The sequence below is a fragment of the Mycolicibacterium sp. XJ879 genome, from assembly GCF_053483935.1.
In genome coordinates this window covers 59,700-76,175 of record NZ_JBEFTH010000008.1, presented here as the reverse complement: position 1 = coordinate 76,175, position 16,476 = coordinate 59,700, and the positions used below count along the sequence as shown (strand labels likewise).

Annotated in this window: 16 protein-coding genes; 13 read left to right on the top strand and 3 right to left on the bottom strand. The window is 69.0% G+C overall.

Annotated features, from left to right (window positions below):
- The first annotated feature begins 38 nt into the window (after positions 1-38).
- From pafA to ABQF13_RS18095, 8 genes are all read left to right on the top strand, one after another.
- Positions 39-1,397, top strand: a complete 1,359-nt coding sequence (pafA, locus tag ABQF13_RS18130) for a Pup--protein ligase (protein WP_448394166.1) — start codon at positions 39-41, stop codon at positions 1,395-1,397.
- Between the two features lie 133 nt (positions 1,398-1,530).
- On the top strand, positions 1,531-2,418 hold the full coding sequence (locus ABQF13_RS18125) for an endonuclease domain-containing protein (protein WP_448394165.1): 888 nt from the start codon (positions 1,531-1,533) through the stop codon (positions 2,416-2,418).
- 84 nt (positions 2,419-2,502) lie between these two features.
- On the top strand, positions 2,503-3,507 hold the full coding sequence (locus tag ABQF13_RS18120) for a helix-turn-helix transcriptional regulator (RefSeq protein WP_448394164.1): 1,005 nt from the start codon (positions 2,503-2,505) through the stop codon (positions 3,505-3,507).
- Positions 3,504-4,490, top strand: a complete 987-nt coding sequence (locus ABQF13_RS18115; RefSeq protein ID WP_448394163.1) for a helix-turn-helix transcriptional regulator — start codon at positions 3,504-3,506, stop codon at positions 4,488-4,490. The genes ABQF13_RS18120 and ABQF13_RS18115 overlap by 4 nt, the downstream gene beginning before the upstream one ends.
- Before the next feature lie 30 nt (positions 4,491-4,520).
- Positions 4,521-4,775 (top strand): Sec-independent protein translocase subunit TatA, encoded by a 255-nt coding sequence (gene tatA / locus ABQF13_RS18110; RefSeq protein WP_448394162.1) that lies wholly within the window; start codon positions 4,521-4,523, stop codon positions 4,773-4,775.
- A 51-nt stretch (positions 4,776-4,826) separates the two neighbouring features.
- Positions 4,827-5,777 carry a twin-arginine translocase subunit TatC gene (gene tatC / locus ABQF13_RS18105; protein ID WP_448394161.1) on the top strand — a complete coding sequence of 317 codons (951 nt, stop codon included), beginning with the start codon at positions 4,827-4,829 and terminating at the stop codon, positions 5,775-5,777.
- On the top strand, positions 5,761-8,523 hold the full coding sequence (locus ABQF13_RS18100; RefSeq protein ID WP_448394160.1) for a DEAD/DEAH box helicase: 2,763 nt from the start codon (positions 5,761-5,763) through the stop codon (positions 8,521-8,523). The genes tatC and ABQF13_RS18100 overlap by 17 nt, the downstream gene beginning before the upstream one ends.
- Before the next feature lie 54 nt (positions 8,524-8,577).
- Positions 8,578-9,342 carry a DUF4333 domain-containing protein gene (locus tag ABQF13_RS18095; protein ID WP_448394159.1) on the top strand — a complete coding sequence of 255 codons (765 nt, stop codon included), beginning with the start codon at positions 8,578-8,580 and terminating at the stop codon, positions 9,340-9,342.
- 6 nt (positions 9,343-9,348) lie between these two features.
- On the opposite strand, the gene ABQF13_RS18090 is transcribed toward ABQF13_RS18095, so the two are convergent.
- Positions 9,349-10,308, bottom strand: a complete 960-nt coding sequence (locus ABQF13_RS18090; RefSeq protein WP_448394158.1) for a 5'-3' exonuclease — start codon at positions 10,306-10,308, stop codon at positions 9,349-9,351.
- A gap of 38 nt (positions 10,309-10,346) precedes the next feature.
- On the opposite strand from ABQF13_RS18090, the gene ABQF13_RS18085 reads away from it, so the two are divergent.
- Entirely contained in the window at positions 10,347-11,486 is a 1,140-nt protein-coding gene (locus tag ABQF13_RS18085; protein WP_448394157.1) for a M24 family metallopeptidase, read from the top strand.
- 7 nt (positions 11,487-11,493) lie between these two features.
- On the opposite strand, the gene ABQF13_RS18080 is transcribed toward ABQF13_RS18085, so the two are convergent.
- Entirely contained in the window at positions 11,494-11,919 is a 426-nt protein-coding gene (locus tag ABQF13_RS18080) for a F420-dependent biliverdin reductase (RefSeq protein WP_448394156.1), read from the bottom strand.
- Between the two features lie 35 nt (positions 11,920-11,954).
- Between ABQF13_RS18080 and ABQF13_RS18075 the strand changes: the two genes are divergently transcribed.
- Genes ABQF13_RS18075 through ABQF13_RS18060 form a run of 4 tightly spaced genes read left to right on the top strand, consistent with a single transcriptional unit; the run spans position 11,955 to position 15,400 of the window.
- Positions 11,955-12,713 carry a decaprenylphospho-beta-D-erythro-pentofuranosid-2-ulose 2-reductase gene (locus ABQF13_RS18075; RefSeq protein WP_448394155.1) on the top strand — a complete coding sequence of 253 codons (759 nt, stop codon included), beginning with the start codon at positions 11,955-11,957 and terminating at the stop codon, positions 12,711-12,713.
- A gap of 28 nt (positions 12,714-12,741) precedes the next feature.
- A complete protein-coding gene (gene cbiE, locus ABQF13_RS18070) occupies positions 12,742-13,923 on the top strand; it encodes a precorrin-6y C5,15-methyltransferase (decarboxylating) subunit CbiE (protein ID WP_448394154.1) in 1,182 nt (393 codons plus the stop codon).
- Positions 13,920-14,675, top strand: a complete 756-nt coding sequence (gene cobM, locus ABQF13_RS18065; protein ID WP_448394153.1) for a precorrin-4 C(11)-methyltransferase — start codon at positions 13,920-13,922, stop codon at positions 14,673-14,675. Before cbiE ends, cobM begins: the two co-directional genes overlap by 4 nt.
- Positions 14,675-15,400, top strand: a complete 726-nt coding sequence (locus ABQF13_RS18060) for a cobalt-precorrin-6A reductase (RefSeq protein WP_448394152.1) — start codon at positions 14,675-14,677, stop codon at positions 15,398-15,400. Before cobM ends, ABQF13_RS18060 begins: the two co-directional genes overlap by 1 nt.
- On the opposite strand, the gene ABQF13_RS18055 is transcribed toward ABQF13_RS18060, so the two are convergent.
- Positions 15,384-16,448 carry a phosphotransferase family protein gene (locus tag ABQF13_RS18055; protein ID WP_448394151.1) on the bottom strand — a complete coding sequence of 355 codons (1,065 nt, stop codon included), beginning with the start codon at positions 16,446-16,448 and terminating at the stop codon, positions 15,384-15,386. The two genes, ABQF13_RS18060 and ABQF13_RS18055, sit on opposite strands and share 17 nt — an antisense overlap.
- Positions 16,449-16,476: the final 28 nt, after the last annotated feature.

Below are 16,476 nucleotides of genomic sequence, written 5' to 3'. Positions count from 1 at the left end.
CACACCATCGCCGCCCGGCAACCAGTAGTCTCGATGAGGTGCAGCGACGAATCATGGGCATCGAGACCGAATTCGGTGTCACCTGCACGTTCCACGGCCATCGGCGGCTCAGTCCCGATGAGGTCGCGCGCTATCTCTTTCGGCGGGTGGTGTCGTGGGGCCGCAGCTCCAACGTGTTCCTCCGCAACGGTGCGCGCCTGTACCTCGACGTCGGCAGCCACCCCGAGTACGCCACCGCAGAATGCGACAGCCTGACGCAGTTGGTCACCCATGACCGCGCAGGCGAGCGGGTGCTGGAAGACCTGCTGATCGACGCCGAGCAACGCCTCGCCGACGAAGGCATCGGCGGCGATATCTACCTGTTCAAGAACAACACCGACTCGGCGGGCAACTCCTACGGCTGCCACGAGAACTACCTGATCGTGCGTGCGGGCGAGTTCTCCCGGATCTCCGATGTGCTGCTGCCGTTTCTGGTCACCCGCCAGCTGATCTGCGGCGCGGGCAAGGTGCTACAGACGCCCAAGGCCGCGACCTTCTGCCTGTCCCAACGCGCCGAGCACATCTGGGAGGGCGTGTCGTCTGCCACCACCCGCAGCAGGCCGATCATCAACACCCGCGACGAACCGCACGCCGACGCCGAGAAGTACCGCAGGCTGCACGTCATCGTCGGCGACTCCAACATGTCCGAGGCCACCACCATGCTCAAGGTGGGCACGGCGTCGTTGGTGCTGGAGATGATCGAGGCAGGTGTCGCGTTCCGTGACTTCTCGCTGGACAACCCGATCCGCGCCATCCGCGAGGTCAGCCACGATCTGACCGGCCGCCGCCCGGTGCGGCTGGCCGGCGGCAGGCAAGCCAGCGCGCTGGACATCCAGCGCGAGTACTACGCGCGCGCCGTCGAGTACCTGCAGAACCGCGAACCCGACACGCAGATCCAGCAGGTGGTCGATCTGTGGGGGCGCCAACTCGACGCAGTCGAGAGCCAGGACTTCGCCAAGGTCGACACCGAGATCGACTGGGTGATCAAGCGCAAGCTGTTTCAGCGCTACCAGGACCGCTACAGCATGGAGCTGTCCGACCCGAAGATCAGCCAACTCGACCTGGCCTACCACGACATCAAGCGCGGGCGCGGGGTGTTCGACCTGCTGCAGCGCAAGGGGCTGGCAGCGCGCATCACCACCGACGAGGAGATCGAAGCCGCGGTCACCACACCGCCGCAGACGACCCGCGCCAAGCTGCGCGGTGAGTTCATCAGCGCCGCTCAGGAAGCCGGCCGCGACTTCACCGTCGACTGGGTGCACCTCAAGCTCAACGACCAGGCGCAGCGCACGGTGTTGTGCAAGGATCCGTTCCGCTCGGTCGACGAACGGGTCAAGCGGCTGATCGCCAGCATGTGACCGACCGTCTAGCGGTCCGTGAGCGCTCACTGTTGTACGGTTTCGCGGCGAAAATCCGTACAAGGCTGAGCGCTCGACGGTTATCCACAGGGTCTATTGGCGGTCGGGCGCAGTTGCGGCCAACAATTCCCGCATGCCGCCAGAGCTCCGCGCCATCTTTGCCGCGCAGGGTGGAGTCGCCACCTCGGCTCAGATTCTGGCTCATTTGAGCCGACGCGATATGCAGCGTCGGCTCCGTAGCGCCGAACTCGTCAAGATGTTTCCGAACGTCTACAGCTTTGGCACCCCCGACACCTTTACACGGCTACGCGGGTTGGACCTCCGCTGCGGCACACCGGTCGCGGTGTGTTTGGGCACGGCCGCAGCGCTCTTCGGCTTCGACACCGAAGACGTCACCGACCTGCATGTGCTTAATGCCGAGGGCCACCTGCTGCGGGACCACGACAGCCTCAAAGTGCATCGGCGGCAGGGCGCGCCCCTCACCAGCTGCCGGGGTCGCCCGCTCACCACGCCGAGCTGGACGGCGGTCGAGGTCGCGCGGGGCCTGGGTCGACCGCGTGCATTGGCAACGCTCGATGCCGCCTTGCGCAGCCAGACGTGCAATCGCGGCGATCTGCTGGCAGCGGCGAAGGCACAGGCCGGCCGACGCGGCATCGTCGGGGTTCGAGAGCTCATTCCGTTGGCCCGGCCCGGGGCCGAGTCGCCAATGGAAAGCGAGGCCCGCCTCGTCATGCTCGACGGCGGACTACCCGAACCTGTTCTGCAATACGAGATCGTCGACAGAGACGGCCGGTTGTGGCGGGTCGACTTTGCCTGGCCGGATCGCAGGGTCGCCGTCGAGTTCGACGGATTCGATTACCACAGCTCGCGAGAATCGCTACGGAAGGACCGCCAGAAGAGGGCTGCCCTCGAAGAGATCGGGTGGGGGATGATGTCCATTGTCAGCGACGATGTGCGAAGGCACCCCCATGCGATGGTCCGCCGCATCCGCGCCCAGCTCACGCGGACGTTGGCCGCGTGAGCGCTCAACCACGTACGGTTCTGGCGCGAAATCCCGTACCAGGGTGAGCGCTCGCGGTGGGCCGACCACGCTAGGCTGAGCCAAGTGGCGATCTCCAAAGTCGAACGGCTGATGAACCTGGTCATCGCGTTGCTGTCCACCAACACCTACATCACCGCCGAACGGATCCGCGAGACCGTGTTCGGCTACGCCGACAGCCCCAGCGACGAGGCGTTCTCCCGGATGTTCGAGCGGGACAAGAACGAGCTGCGCGACCTCGGCATCCCGTTGGAGACCGGCCGGGTGTCGCAGTTCGACCCGACCGAGGGCTACCGCATCAACCGCGAGGCCTACGCGTTGCCCGCCGTCGAGCTGACCGCCGACGAAGCCGCCACCGTCGCCGTCGCCACCCAACTGTGGGAGTCACCCGAGCTGATCACCGCCACCCAGGGTGCACTGCTCAAACTGCGGGCCGCCGGCGTCGACATCGACGCCGTCGACGCCGCCGTCTCGATCACGTCGACGGCCGCGTTGCCGGGCCTGCGTGGCTCGGAAGACGTGCTGGGAATCCTGTTGTCGGCCATCGACGCCGGCCGGGCGGTGCAGTTTCCGCACCGACCCTCGCGCAGCGATCCCTACACCACCCGCACCGTCGAACCGTGGGGCGTGCTGACCGACAAGGGCCGCTGGTACCTGGTCGGTCACGACCGCGACCGCAACGCGACGCGCACCTTCCGGCTGTCCCGCATCGGCGCCGACGTCACCCCGATCGGGCCGGCCGGGGCGGTTTCCCGCCCGGAGGGTGTGAACCTGCGCGGGATCGTCGACCGCGCGGTCGGGGAGTGGCCGAGCACCGGTGAGGCGCGGGTGTGGGTCGCCGAGGGCAGGGCCACCGCCCTGCGCCGCCGGGCGACCGTCATCGGCCCACGCCGGCTCGACGGCCGCGCCGGTGAGGAGATCAGCGTGGACATCGGCATGCTGGACCGGCTGGCCCGCGAAGTCGCCAGCTACGGTCCCGACGCGGTGGCACTCGAGCCGCAGGCGCTGCGCGACGACGTGGTGGCCCGGCTGCGCGCACAGGCGCACCGACCCGAGGGGGTCACGGCGTGACGGGCGTCTCGGCGCGGCTGGTGCGGCTGCTCAACATGGTCCCGTACTTTCAGGCCAACCCACGGATCACCTATGCCGAAGCGGCAACCGACCTCGGGGTCAGCGTCAAACAACTGCGCGACGACATCAACCAGCTGTGGATGTGCGGGCTGCCCGGCTACGGGCCCGGTGACCTCATCGACTTCGAGTTCTCCGGTGACACAATCGAAGTCACCTTCTCAGCCGGTATCGACCATCCGCTGCGGCTGACGTCGCCGGAGGCCACTGGTGTGCTGGTGGCGCTGCGCGCGCTGGCCGACGTGCCCGGCATGGTCGATCCGGAAGCCGCGCGCAGCGCGATCGCCAAGATCGAGTCGGCTGCCGGCGCGCTGGGCCAGGACACCGGGGCATCGGTGGCCGCGGTCGATGAGCGCGCCCCGATCGAGAGCGAGGCGGCCGCATCGGTACGCGAGGCGGTGCGCGACGGCAGGGCGGTGACCCTCGAGTACTACTCGGCGTCGCATGACATGTTGTCCGAACGCACCGTCGACCCGATCCGGGTGGTGCTGGTCGGCGACCACAGCTACCTGGAGGCGTGGTGCCGGTCGGCCGAGGGGGTGCGGCTGTTTCGGTTCGACCGCATCGTCGACGCGCAGGTGCTCGATGAGCCGTCGGACCCGCCGCCGCCGGCCGTGGCGGCCGAACCCGACACCTCGCTATTCGACGCCGACCCGGCTGATCCTTCCCTGCCCTCCGCACTTCTACTCATCGACCGCTCCGCGGCCTGGATGTTCGACTATTACCCGCTGCGCGAGATCCGCGAGCTGCCCGACGGCGCCGTCGAGGCCGCGATGACCTACGCGGCCGAGGACTGGATGGCGCGCTTCGTGCTCGGTTTCGGGTCGGCGGTGCGGGTGCTGGCGCCGGAGTCGCTGGCGCGTCAGGTCCAGAAAACGGCCGCCGCGGCGCTGCGGGCCTACGACGCGGACGCCGCGGGACGGTAGACTGGCCACGACGTTCTGGAGGTAACCAAATTGGGTAGTTTGCAACCCTGGCACTGGGTGATCGTCATCGCCGTGTTCGTGCTGCTCTTCGGTGCCAAGAAGCTCCCGGACGCAGCGCGTTCGCTCGGAAAGTCCATGCGGATCTTCAAGTCCGAGATCAAGGAGATGCAGTCCGACTCCAAGCAGGACGACACGACGACGCAGCAGGCCACACCGATCGCCTCGGAACGCGTCGACGATACGACGCCGCCCTCCGGGCAGCCGTCGGACAAACGTTCAGCCTGACCGTCGCCGACGAAGCCGACCGCGGCATGACGCCGCGTCGATAGGCCTGCCGTGCAGCCCCCAGCGATCCTCAAGAAACTCGATCCTCGTCAGCGTCGTTCCCGGGCCAACCCGGACGGCACCATGTCGCTGGTCGAACATCTGCAGGAGCTGCGTAACCGGTTGCTGATCGCCGCGGCCGCGATCGTCGTGACCACAATCCTCGGTTTCCTCTGGTACAGCCACGGCGTCTTCGGGCTGCCCAGCCTGGGCGACTGGCTGCGTGGACCCTACTGTGAATTGCCCGCGTCGTCGCGTGCCGACATCACCGCCGACGGTGGCTGCCGACTGCTTGCGACGTCGCCGTTCGACCAGTTCATGCTGCGCTTGAAGGTGGGCCTGACCGCCGGCATCGTGCTGGCCTGCCCGGTGTGGCTGTACCAGCTGTGGGCGTTCATCACCCCGGGCCTGTACCGCAAGGAGCGCCGGTTCGCGATCGCGTTCGTGGTCGTGGGCGCCGCGTTGTTCGTCGCGGGCGCGGTGCTGGCCTACGTGGTGCTGTCCACGGCGTTGGGTTTTCTGCTGACGGTCGGCGCCGACGTGCAGGTGACCGCCCTCTCGGGCGACCAGTACTTCGGGTTCTTGATCAACCTGCTGCTGGTGTTCGGGTTCAGCTTCGAGTTCCCGCTGCTGATCATCATGCTCAACCTGGTCGGCGTGCTCACCTACGAGCGGCTCAAGGCGTGGCGGCGGGGCCTGATCTTCGCGCTGTTCGTGTTCGCCGCGATCTTCACCCCGGGCTCGGACCCGTTCTCGATGCTGGCGCTGGCGCTGGCGTTGACCGCGCTGCTCGAGGTCGCGATCCAGGTCGCCCGGTTCAACGACAAGCGCAAGGCGCGCCGCGCCGCGGTCGACGAGGTGCCCGACGACCAAGCGGCGCCCATCGGCAGCCCCGAATCGATCGATACGTCGTCGGCCGTGCCGACGCCGGCGCGGCCCGTGGTCGATGACGATGCAACTTAGCGGGCAACTGGCCGAGTTCGCCAAGCAACTGCCGTTTGCGCTCGACGACTTCCAGCGGGATGCCTGCCAGTCCCTGGAGAACGGACACGGCGTGCTGGTGTGCGCCCCGACCGGCGCAGGAAAGACCGTGGTGGGTGAGTTCGCGGTGCACCTGGCGCTGGCGTCGGGCGGAAAGTGCTTCTACACCACGCCGATCAAGGCGTTGAGCAACCAGAAACACAACGATCTGGTGCGCCGGTACGGGCCGCAGAACATCGGCCTGCTCACCGGTGATCAGTCGATCAACGGCGACGCCGACGTGGTGGTGATGACCACCGAAGTGCTTCGCAACATGCTCTATGCGAACTCGCCTACGCTGCACGGACTTTCCTACGTCGTGATGGACGAAGTGCATTTCCTGGCCGACCGGATGCGCGGTGCGGTGTGGGAGGAGGTGATCCTGCACCTGCCCGACGAGGTGCTGCTGGTGAGCTTGTCGGCCACGGTGAGCAACGCCGAGGAGTTCGGCGGGTGGATGCAGACCGTGCGCGGGGACACCGCGGTGGTCGTCGACGAGCACCGCCCTGTGCCGCTGTGGCAGCACGTTCTGGTTGGCAAGCGGCTGTTCGACCTGTTCGACTACCGCAACACCAAATCGGAGAAGTCCAAACGCGAGTTGGTGGTCGACCCGGAACTGTTGCGCCACATCGCCCATCGCCGCGAAGCCGATCGGCTGTCGGACTGGCAGCCACGCGGTCGCGGCAGGAGCAGCCACCGCGGCAGGCCCACCATGTACCGGCCGCCGTCGCGGCCCGACGTGATCAGCATGCTGGACCGCGAAGGGCTGCTGCCCGCCATCACCTTCATCTTCTCGCGGGCGGGGTGCGACGCGGCGGTCAAGCAGTGTCTGCGCTCGTCGCTTCGGCTCACCACCGAGCAGGAGCGCAAGGCCATCGCCGAGGTGGTTGACCGCCGTTGCGGCGATCTGCCCGAATCGGATCTGATCGTGTTGGACTACCACGAGTTTCGCGAGGGCCTGCTGCGCGGGCTGGCCGCCCACCACGCCGGGATGCTGCCGGTGTTTCGCCACACCGTGGAGGAGCTGTTCACCGCGGGCCTGGTGAAGGCCGTATTCGCCACGGAGACACTGGCTTTGGGGATCAATATGCCGGCACGCACGGTGGTCCTGGAGCGGCTGGTGAAGTTCAACGGTGAGCAACACATGCCGTTGACGCCGGGGGAATACACCCAGTTGACGGGCCGTGCGGGGCGCCGCGGTATCGACGTGGAGGGCCACGCGGTGGTGTTGTGGCACCCCAACGACGTCACCTCTGATCCCGCCGAAGTGGCCGGGCTGGCCTCCACCCGCACCTTCCCGCTGCGCAGTTCGTTCGCGCCGTCCTACAACATGACCATCAACCTGGTGCAGCACATGAGCCCTGCGCAGGCGCACCAACTCTTGGAGAGTTCGTTCGCGCAGTACCAGGCGGACCGGTCGGTGGTCGGTCTACGTCGCGGCATCGAGCGCGGTGAGCGGATGCTCGACGAGATCGCCGCCGAACTCGACGGCGGCCACGACGCGCCGGTCCTGGAGTATGTGCGGCTGCGCCAGGACATCTCGAACCGGGAGAAGGCGCAGTCACGCGCGTCGCGCTTGCAGCGCCGCCAGGCGGTCAACGATGCGCTGGCCGCGCTGCGCCGCGGCGACATCATCGACATCAGCCACGGACGCCGCGGCGGGCTGGCGGTGGTGCTCGACCCGGCACGCGACAAGGACGATCCGCGTCCGCTGGTGCTGTCCGAGCACAAGTGGGCAGGGCGGATCTCGTCGGCCGACTATTCGGGTTCCGACCCGTTGGGGTCGATGTCGCTGCCCAAGCGCGTCGAACACCGCAGCCCGCGGGTGCGACGCGATCTGGCGTCGGCGCTGCGTTCGACCGCGGCCGAGCTGGATGTGCCGTCGGCGAGGGGGAAACGTCGGGGGCCGGTCAAAGATCGCGACGTCGACCCCGAGCTGGCGTCACTGCGGGAGCGGCTGCGCCGGCATTCCGCCCATCAGCTGCCCGATCGCGAGGAGAAGGCCCGGCTGGCCGAGCGGTACCTGCGCATCGAGCGCGACAACGAGCAGATCCGGCAGAAGGTGGCCGCGGCGACCAACTCGCTGGGGCGCACATTCGACCGGATCGTGGTGCTGCTCACCGAACGCGGCTACATCGCCGCGGGGGAGGACCCGACGGTCACCGACGACGGCCGGCTGCTGGCCCGCATCTACAGCGAAAGCGACCTGCTGGTCGCCGAATCGCTGCGCAGCGGCATTTGGGCGGGGCTGGAGCCCGCCGAGCTGGCAGCGGTGCTGTCGGCGGTGCTCTTCGAGTCGCGCGGTGACACGCCCGGTTCACCCGAGAACGTCGAGGTGCCGACGGGCCGGCTGCGCCGGGCCTTGAACCAGACCATCAGGCTGTGGGCCGAGTTGCGCACCGACGAGCAGCGCCACCGCATCGCGCACAGCCGCGAGCCCGACCCGGGATTCGTCGCCGCGATCTATCGCTGGGCCACCACCGGAGATCTGCCCACTGCGCTGGCGGCCAGCGACGCCACCGGATCGGGGTCGCCGCTATCGGCCGGTGACTTCGTGCGCTGGTGCCGCCAGGTGCTCGACCTGCTCGACCAGGTGCGCAACGCCGCCCCGAGCCCGGCGCTGCGCGCGTCGGCAAAACGCGCCGTCAGCGATATTCGACGCGGCGTCGTGGCAGTTGACGCGAGGTAGTGTGTGCGCAGAACGGGAACCGAACCGCGGCGCGGCCGCGGGTGAAGGAGTGAGATGAGCGGACCGCAGGGATCTGATCCGACGCAGCCGTGGCCCGGCCAGCAGCCGGAACAGCCGACGGACCAGCCATCGAGCGATGCGCCGTCGACCGATCAGGCGAACCAGCAGTGGCAGCAGCCCACCGGCGAGCAGCAGCAGCCTGCCTGGCAGCCGCCCGCCTACGATCCCCAGCAGGCGCAGCAGTATCCGCAGTACCAGCAGCCCGCCTACCAGCCTCCGCAGCAGTACCCGCCGACCGAGCAGTACGGGCAGCAGGGCTATCCGCCAGGGCAGTACGGTCAACCCGGCCAGTACGGCCAGCCCTATGGCCAACCCGGCCAGTACGGCCAGCCCGGCCAGTACGGTCAGCCCTACGGCCAACCCGGCCAGTACGGTCAGCAGCCGGGTCAGTACGGCCAGCCCGGCGGTGAAGAGGGTTCCAAGCGTTCGCTGAAGGTGATCGGCGGCGTCGTCGGCGTGCTGGCCGCGGTCATCATCGCGGTGGTGCTGGTGCTCGGGTTCTGGACGCCCGGCTTCTTCGTGACCACCAAGCTCGACATCGACGCGGCCCAAAGCGGTGTGCAGCAGATCCTCACCGACGAGGCCAACGGCTACGGCGCCAAGAACGTCAAGGACGTCAAGTGCAACGACGGCCAGAACCCCGTCGTCGAGAAGGGCGGCACCTTCGACTGCGAGGTCAGCATCGACGGCACCAAACGTCAGGTCACCGTGACGTTCCAGGACGACAGCGGCACTTATGAGGTCGGCCGCCCCAAGTAGCGGCCATCAGCGCGCAGGCAGACCGTCGAGCGCCTTCTGCAGTCGGCCGATCGACGAGGTGACCCCGTAAGCTTGGGCCAAGTCGGCGACCTTACGGGGATGCTTGGCGGCCAGCGGCAACGTGTCGTCGGGCGTCGAGAAGTCGACGTCGCAGTCGGTGGCCACCCGCACCACCGGCCCCGCCGCCTCGATGTAGTCGGTGGCGCCCAGCAGCTTGGTCCGAAACGCCTTGGACATCTTCGATTTCGGGTCGTGCGCGGCGGCCATGATGGCCTCCAGCGACCCGTGCTGGGCCAGCAGCGTGGTCGCCGTCTTCTCGCCGACCCCAGGAACACCCGGTAGCCCGTCCGACGGGTCGCCGCGCAGTAACGCGAGCTCGGCGTAGGCCGGCCCGGCGCGGTGCACGGGCACCCCGTAGGTCTCGGCGACCTCCTTGGGCCCGAACAACGTCGCCTTGGCCAGCCCGCGCCCGATGTAGAGCACCCGCACGGATACCGGATCGTCGGTCACCAGCTGCAGCAGGTCCCGGTCGCCGCTGACCACCACCACAGGGCTGCGTCGTTCCCGATACGCCAGGGTGCCCAGCACGTCGTCGGCTTCGTGCTGCGCGGCGCCCGCGGTCGCGATGCCGAACGCGTCGAGGAGTTCGGAGATCATGTCGACCTGCGGCGTCAGATCGTCGGGCACTTCCTCGATGTCGGGCACCCCTTTGGGCTGGGGTTCCTCCACGCGGTGCGCCTTGTACGACGGGATCAGGTCGACGCGCCACTGCGGGCGCCAGTCGTCGTCGCGGCACACCACCAACCGCTCGGGGCGCTCACGGGTGATGACGGTCGCGACGGCATCGACGAATCCGCGCACCGCGTTGACGGGCCGCCCGTCGGGCGCGGTGATCGAGGACGGCACGCCGAAGTACGAGCGAAACCACATGCTGGCGCCGTCGAGCAGCAACAGGGGTGCGGGCATGGCTGTCATCCTGCCAGGGGCGCACTAGCCTGAAAGCCATGACCGCCAGTCGTTTCAGCGCCGACGTGTATGCCCGACGGCTGCAGTCCGCCGCCACCGCCGCCGCCGAAGCCGGGCTCGCCGGCTTGGTGATCAGCCCGGGCTACGACCTGCGCTACCTGATCGGGTCGCGTGCGCAGACCTTCGAGCGGCTGACCGCGCTGGTGCTGCCCGCAGACGGGGAGCCGACGGTCGTGGTGCCGCGCCTGGAGTTGGCCGCGCTCAAGGCCTCGGCGGTGCCCGAACTCGGCCTGCCGGTGCACGACTGGGTCGACGGCGACGATCCGTACCGGATGGTGGCCAACGTGATGGGCGATGTGCTGGGCGGCCGCACCCTCGAAATCGCCGTCACCGACTCGATGCCCGCGCTGCACCTGCTGCCGCTGGCCGACGTGCTCGGCGCGACGCCGGTGCTGGCGACCGACGTGCTGCGCCGGCTGCGGATGATCAAGGACGTCGCGGAGATCGACGTCCTGCGCAGGGCGGGCGCGGCGATCGACCGGGTTCACGCCAGGGTGCCCGACTTCCTAAAACCCGGCCGCACCGAGGCCGACGTCGCCGCCGATATCGCCGATGCCATTGTCGCCGAAGGACATTCGGAGGTGGCGTTCATCATCGTGGGCTCGGGGCCGCACGGCGCCGACCCGCACCACGAATGCTCGGACCGCGAACTGCGCGCCGGCGACGTCGTCGTCGTCGACATCGGCGGCCCTTATGAACCCGGGTACAACTCCGACTGCACGCGCACCTACAGCATCGGCGAACCCAGCCCTGCGATCGCGCGGCGCTACGCGGTGCTACAGCGGGCGCAACGCGCCGCCGTCGAGGCGGTGCGTCCCGGCGTGACCGCCGAGCAGATCGACGCCGTCGCGCGCGATGCGCTGGCCGCCGAGGGGTTGGCCGAGGCGTTCGTGCACCGCACCGGCCACGGCATCGGGCTGTCGGTGCACGAGGAGCCCTACATCGTCGCGGGCAACGACCTACCGCTCGAGGAGGGTATGGCGTTCTCCGTCGAACCCGGCATCTACTTCCCCGGCCAGTGGGGCGCGCGGATCGAGGACATCGTCATCGTCACCGCCGATGGCGCCGAGCCGGTCAACAACCGCCCGCATGACCTGCTTGTGGTGCCGGGCAGCTAACCCGGGCTCAAACCTCGCCGCGGTCCAGCAGGCTCGAGGAGCCAAGCACCCGCTCTACGCGGACCTCGATCACCACGCGCTTGGGGTTGACCCGCGGGGTGCGGTAGCGCTGCGCATACCGCAGTTCGGCGTCGCGGACGGCCTCGGCGTCGGTGTTGACGGTGGCCTTACCCTCCAGCGACAGCCACCGCGCACCGTCGACCTGGCTGAGCACGGCCACGCCCTGGTTCTCGGCGTTGACGGCCTTCTGGGAGCCGCCGCTGGTGATGACGCGCGCGATGTGGGTGGTCGGGTCGAAGGTGAAACCCACGGCCACCACGTGCGGGGAGTTGTCGCCGCGCAGCGTCGTCAGCATCGCCAGATGCCGCTCGGACAGAAACGCCAAGGCATCGCTGTTGAGCTTGGTGGTTGCCTTGCGACTTGATTGGGCCATCACGGCCCAACTTAGCGCAGTGGATAATCCCAGCCATGAAGGACACGGCCGACACCCCTGCGGCGTTGGTGGTGGTTTTCGGCGGGCGCAGCGAAATCGGGCTGGAGTTGGCGACCCGGCTGGCGCCCGGGGCCAGGGTGCTGCTCGCGGCGCGCCGCGCCGACGACCTCGACCAGCAGGTGGCCGCAGTGCGCGCTGCGGGTGCCGCCACCGTCGCGGTCCGCGAGTTCGACGCCGACGACCTCACCTCACACGGGCCGCTGGTGGAGTCGATCGTCGCCGAGCACGGGCCGATCGGCACCGCGGTGTTGGCGTTCGGGATTCTCGGCGACCAAACCCACGCCGAGCAGGATCCGGCGCACGCCGTGGCGATCGTGCACACCGACTTCGTCGCTCAGGTCAGCCTGCTGACCGTGCTCGCCGCGACCATGCGCGCGGCCGGATCGGGGGCCATCGTCGCGTTCTCGTCGGTGGCGGGCGTGCGGGTGCGTCGCGCCAACTATGTGTACGGCTCGGCCAAGGCCGGCCTCGACGGCTTCTGCAGCGGTCTGTCCGACGCGCTGCACGGTTCGGGGGTGCGGCTGCTGACCGTGCGGCCGGGGTTCGTGATCGGGCGCATGACCGAGGGGATGGCGCCCGCGCCGTTCGCCAGCACGCCGGCCCAGGTCGCCGACGCGACCGCGCGCGCACTGGCCAAGGGCCGCCGCACCGTGTGGGTGCCCGGAATACTGCGGCCGGTGTTCGCCGGCATGCGGTTGCTTCCGCAGTTCGTGTGGCGGAGGTTGCCGCGGTGATGAGCGCTTGCGCGAAGAACGGACGGCCATGAGCATCATCGTCGTCGGCATCGGCGCGGACGGTATGGCCGGGCTGGCACCGGCTGCACGAGCCGAATTAGCAAGGAGCACCGTCGTTTACGGGTCACCCCGGCAGCTCGACCTGCTCGACGACACCGTGACAGCGGAGCGGCGCGAGTGGCCGTCGCCGATGCTGCCCGCCCTACGCGCGCTGCGCGTCGGCGCCGACGGCGACGTGCACGTGGTGGCCAGCGGCGACCCGCTGCTGCACGGGGTCGGCAGCTCGCTGGTCCGATTGCACGGTGCACACCGTGTCACCGTGCTGCCGCACGTGTCGTCGGTGACGCTGGCGTGCGCCCGGCTCGGCTGGCCGGTGCACGACACCGAGGTCGTCAGCCTGGTCACGGCCGAACCGCATACCGCGGTGCGCCGCGGTGGCACCGCCGTCGTGCTGTCGCGCGACGCCGGCAGCCCCGCGGCCCTGGCCCAATTGCTCACCGCCACCGGCCGCGGCGACTCCGAGTTCACGGTGCTCGAACAACTCGGCGGCCCGGCCGAGCGGCGCCGCTCGGAGACGGCGCGAAAATGGGCCGCCGACCCGCCGCGCGACGTCGACGACCTCAACGTGATGGCCGTGCGCTATCTACCCGACGAGCGGCAATTCGGCATCCTGCCCGATACCGCCTACGCCAACGACGGCCAGATCACCAAACAACCCATGCGCGCAGTCACGATGGCCGCGTTGGCGCCACGGCCGGGGGAGCTGCTGTGGGATGTCGGCGCCGGCTCCGGCAGCATTGCGATCGAATGGTGCCGCAGCGGAATCGGTTGCCGGGCAGTGGCATTCGAACGCGACGAGCAGCGCCGTAGCCGGATCGCCGAGAACGCGACGGCGTTCGGGGTCAACGTCGACGTCCGCGGCGACGCGCCGCAGGCCTTCGACGACGCCACGGTGCCCGACGTCATCTTCATCGGCGGCGGGCTGACCCGCCCCGGGCTGTTGCAGGAGTGCTTCGACCGGCTGCCCGGTGACGGCCGGCTGGTCGTCAACGCCGTCACCACCGAATCAGAATCCGTTGTTGCTCAATGGTATTCGCGGCTAGGCGGTGAGCTGAGCCGCTACCAGCACTACTCCGGAGAACCGCTGGGCGGGTTCACCGGATGGCGGCCTGCATTTCCGGTCACGCAGTGGTCGGTGACCAAGCGATGACCGTCTACTTCATCGGCGCGGGTCCGGGCGCCGCCGATCTGATCACGGTGCGGGGGCAGCGGCTGCTGAACCGATGCCCGGTCTGCCTGTACGCCGGTTCGATCATGCCCGACGACCTGCTGGCGCTGTGCCCTCCCGAGGCCCGGGTGGTCGACACCGGCCCGTTGACGCTGGATCAGATCGTCACCGAGATCGCCGACGCCGATACCGCGGGTCTGGATGTGGCGCGGCTGCACTCGGGTGACCCGTCGATCTACAGTGCGCTGGCCGAACAGTGTCGTCGCCTCGACGCGCTGGGCATCGGCTACGAGATCGTGCCCGGCGTGCCCGCATTCGCTGCGGCGGCCGCTGCGCTCGGTCGCGAGTTGACGGTTCCCGGTGTCGCGCAGACGATCACGTTGACCCGGGTGGCGACGCTGTCGACGGCGATGCCGCCCGGTGAGGACCTGCGCACGCTGTCGCAGTCGGGTGCGACGTTGGTGCTGCATTTGGCGGCCGCGCAGATCGACTCGATCGTGCCGGAGCTGCTGGCAGGCGGATATCGACCCGAAACACCCTGTGCGGTCGTCGCGTTCGCATCCTGGCCGCAGGAGCGGGTGGTCCGGTGCACGCTGGCCGAACTGGCCGAAAAGACCACGGCTGCGGGCATCACCCGCACCGCGGTCATCGTCGTCGGTGACGTGCTCAGCGCCGAGGGTTTCGCCGACAGCTACCTGTACTCGGCGCACCGGGTGCGCGGAGAGCGGCACTGATGCGAATCCTGTTGCTGGGCGGCACATCGGAGGCCCGCGCGCTGGCCGCACAGCTGCACCCCGACGTCGAGGTGATCAGCTCGTTGGCCGGTCGGGTGCCCGACCCCGCGCTGCCGGTGGGTCAGGTGCGGATCGGCGGGTTCGGCGGGGTGGATGGGCTGCGACGCTGGCTGGGCGACAACCCCGTCGACGCCGTCGTCGACGCCACCCACCCGTACGCCGCGACCATGACCGCGCACGCCGCCGAGGTGTGCGCCGCACTCGAGATCCCGCATCTGCTGCTGTCCCGGCCCGCCTGGCCGCCCGGTGACGCGATCCTGGTCAGCTCCGATACCGAAGCGGCGAAAACCGTTGCTGAGAACGGGTACTCGCGGGTGTTCCTGACGACCGGGCGGTCCGGCATCGCCGCGTTCGCCGGCGTCGACGCGTGGTTTCTGATCCGCGCCGTCACCCCGCCCGAGCCGGTGGACCTTCCGCGTCGCCACCAGGTGGTGCTGTCGCGAGGCCCTTACCGCTACGACGACGAGCTGGCGCTGTTGCGCGAGCACCGCATCGACGCGCTGGTCACAAAGAACAGCGGCGGGTCGATGACCAGGCCCAAACTCGATGCGGCGGACGCGCTGAGCATCCCGGTGGTGGTGGTGGACCGACCGCCGCTGCCCGCCGGGGTGATGACCGTGAGCACCGTCGACGACGCGGTCGCGTGGGTCAGGTCGACGATGTGATCAGCTCGAGCGTGCCGAGGTCGCGGATCGCCTGACAGCCCCTGCTCAGCATGGTCAGGATCATCTCGTCACCGCGTTCGGTCGACGAGGCGAACGCATAGCCCAGCGCGGTGAGCACCGGCGCCTGGACCGCGCCCAACTGGTAGTCGCGCCAACAGGTGTCGAGGTCGTAGTCAGTGACACCGTGACCGGTCAGCGCCTCGTGGTAGAGGCGCACCAGGTCCTTCTCGATGGCCGACCGGGTCTCGGGGAGCAGGCTGGTGGCGGTGAAGTACGCGAGGTCGCGGGCGGGCAGGCCGACGCCGACGGTCTGCCAGTCCACCACGCTGATGCGCTTGCGGTCGGGGTCGAACAGCATGTTGTCGAGCCGGTAGTCACCGTGCATCACCGCGAACCGCTGCGGTTCGGTCAACAGCCACGGGGTCACGACGTCCATTGCGGCGGAAAGGGTTTCGCGGTCCTCGGCGCTCATCGAGTCGCCGAGTTTGTCGATGGTGATCTCGGCGGCCATCTTGCACACCTCACCCATGCCGCCGGCTGCCGCTTCATCGCCGGGTTTGGGCATCGCGATGCCCGCCAGCTGCGTCCAGGCCGGATCACACCACGTCGGCGCGTGCAGGCCGGCGAGCGCCTCGACCGCCAGCGCGGCCTCCTGCTCGCTGCATCCGGCGATCTGATCACCCTGTACCGCCGGCGCCATATCGGCGAGGATCAGCACGAAATCCGTTCCGTCCTCGGTGATGTCGCTGTAGAAGCAGCCCGGGACCGGGATGGCCACCTTCTCGGCGACGTCGGTGTAGAACTCCACCTCGGAGCGGTAGCCGAGTGCCACCCGCTCCCGGACCGCGTCGTCCTGGGCGGGCAGCTTGATCGCGAACGACCCGGGCAGCGCGGTCTGCGCCGTCGCGTACGTGACCGTCGCCCGGTAGGTGGCGCCGGTCTGCCCGGTACCGATCGGCTCGATGTCGACGGCGCGCACGTCGACGCCGAGCGCCGTGCCGAGCCAGTCAGGCGTTACATCTTCGGGGCCACGTGGAATGCCGGTCACGCGCCGAACATAACACCCGCGACGCCAA

What these genes read in the sequence shown, in the direction of transcription:
- ABQF13_RS18090 (WP_448394158.1), bottom strand. Translation starts at nt 10,308, where the DNA reads ATGCCCGCACCCCTGTTGCTGCTCGACGGCGCCAGCATGTGGTTTCGC.
- ABQF13_RS18095 (WP_448394159.1), top strand. Translation starts at nt 8,578, where the DNA reads ATGAGCGGACCGCAGGGATCTGATCCGACGCAGCCGTGGCCCGGCCAG.
- ABQF13_RS18075 (WP_448394155.1), top strand. Translation starts at nt 11,955, where the DNA reads ATGAAGGACACGGCCGACACCCCTGCGGCGTTGGTGGTGGTTTTCGGC.
- ABQF13_RS18085 (WP_448394157.1), top strand. Translation starts at nt 10,347, where the DNA reads ATGACCGCCAGTCGTTTCAGCGCCGACGTGTATGCCCGACGGCTGCAG.
- ABQF13_RS18125 (WP_448394165.1), top strand. Translation starts at nt 1,531, where the DNA reads ATGCCGCCAGAGCTCCGCGCCATCTTTGCCGCGCAGGGTGGAGTCGCC.
- ABQF13_RS18100 (WP_448394160.1), top strand. Translation starts at nt 5,761, where the DNA reads ATGACGATGCAACTTAGCGGGCAACTGGCCGAGTTCGCCAAGCAACTG.
- cbiE (WP_448394154.1), top strand. Translation starts at nt 12,742, where the DNA reads ATGAGCATCATCGTCGTCGGCATCGGCGCGGACGGTATGGCCGGGCTG.
- ABQF13_RS18080 (WP_448394156.1), bottom strand. Translation starts at nt 11,919, where the DNA reads ATGGCCCAATCAAGTCGCAAGGCAACCACCAAGCTCAACAGCGATGCC.
- ABQF13_RS18060 (WP_448394152.1), top strand. Translation starts at nt 14,675, where the DNA reads ATGCGAATCCTGTTGCTGGGCGGCACATCGGAGGCCCGCGCGCTGGCC.
- cobM (WP_448394153.1), top strand. Translation starts at nt 13,920, where the DNA reads ATGACCGTCTACTTCATCGGCGCGGGTCCGGGCGCCGCCGATCTGATC.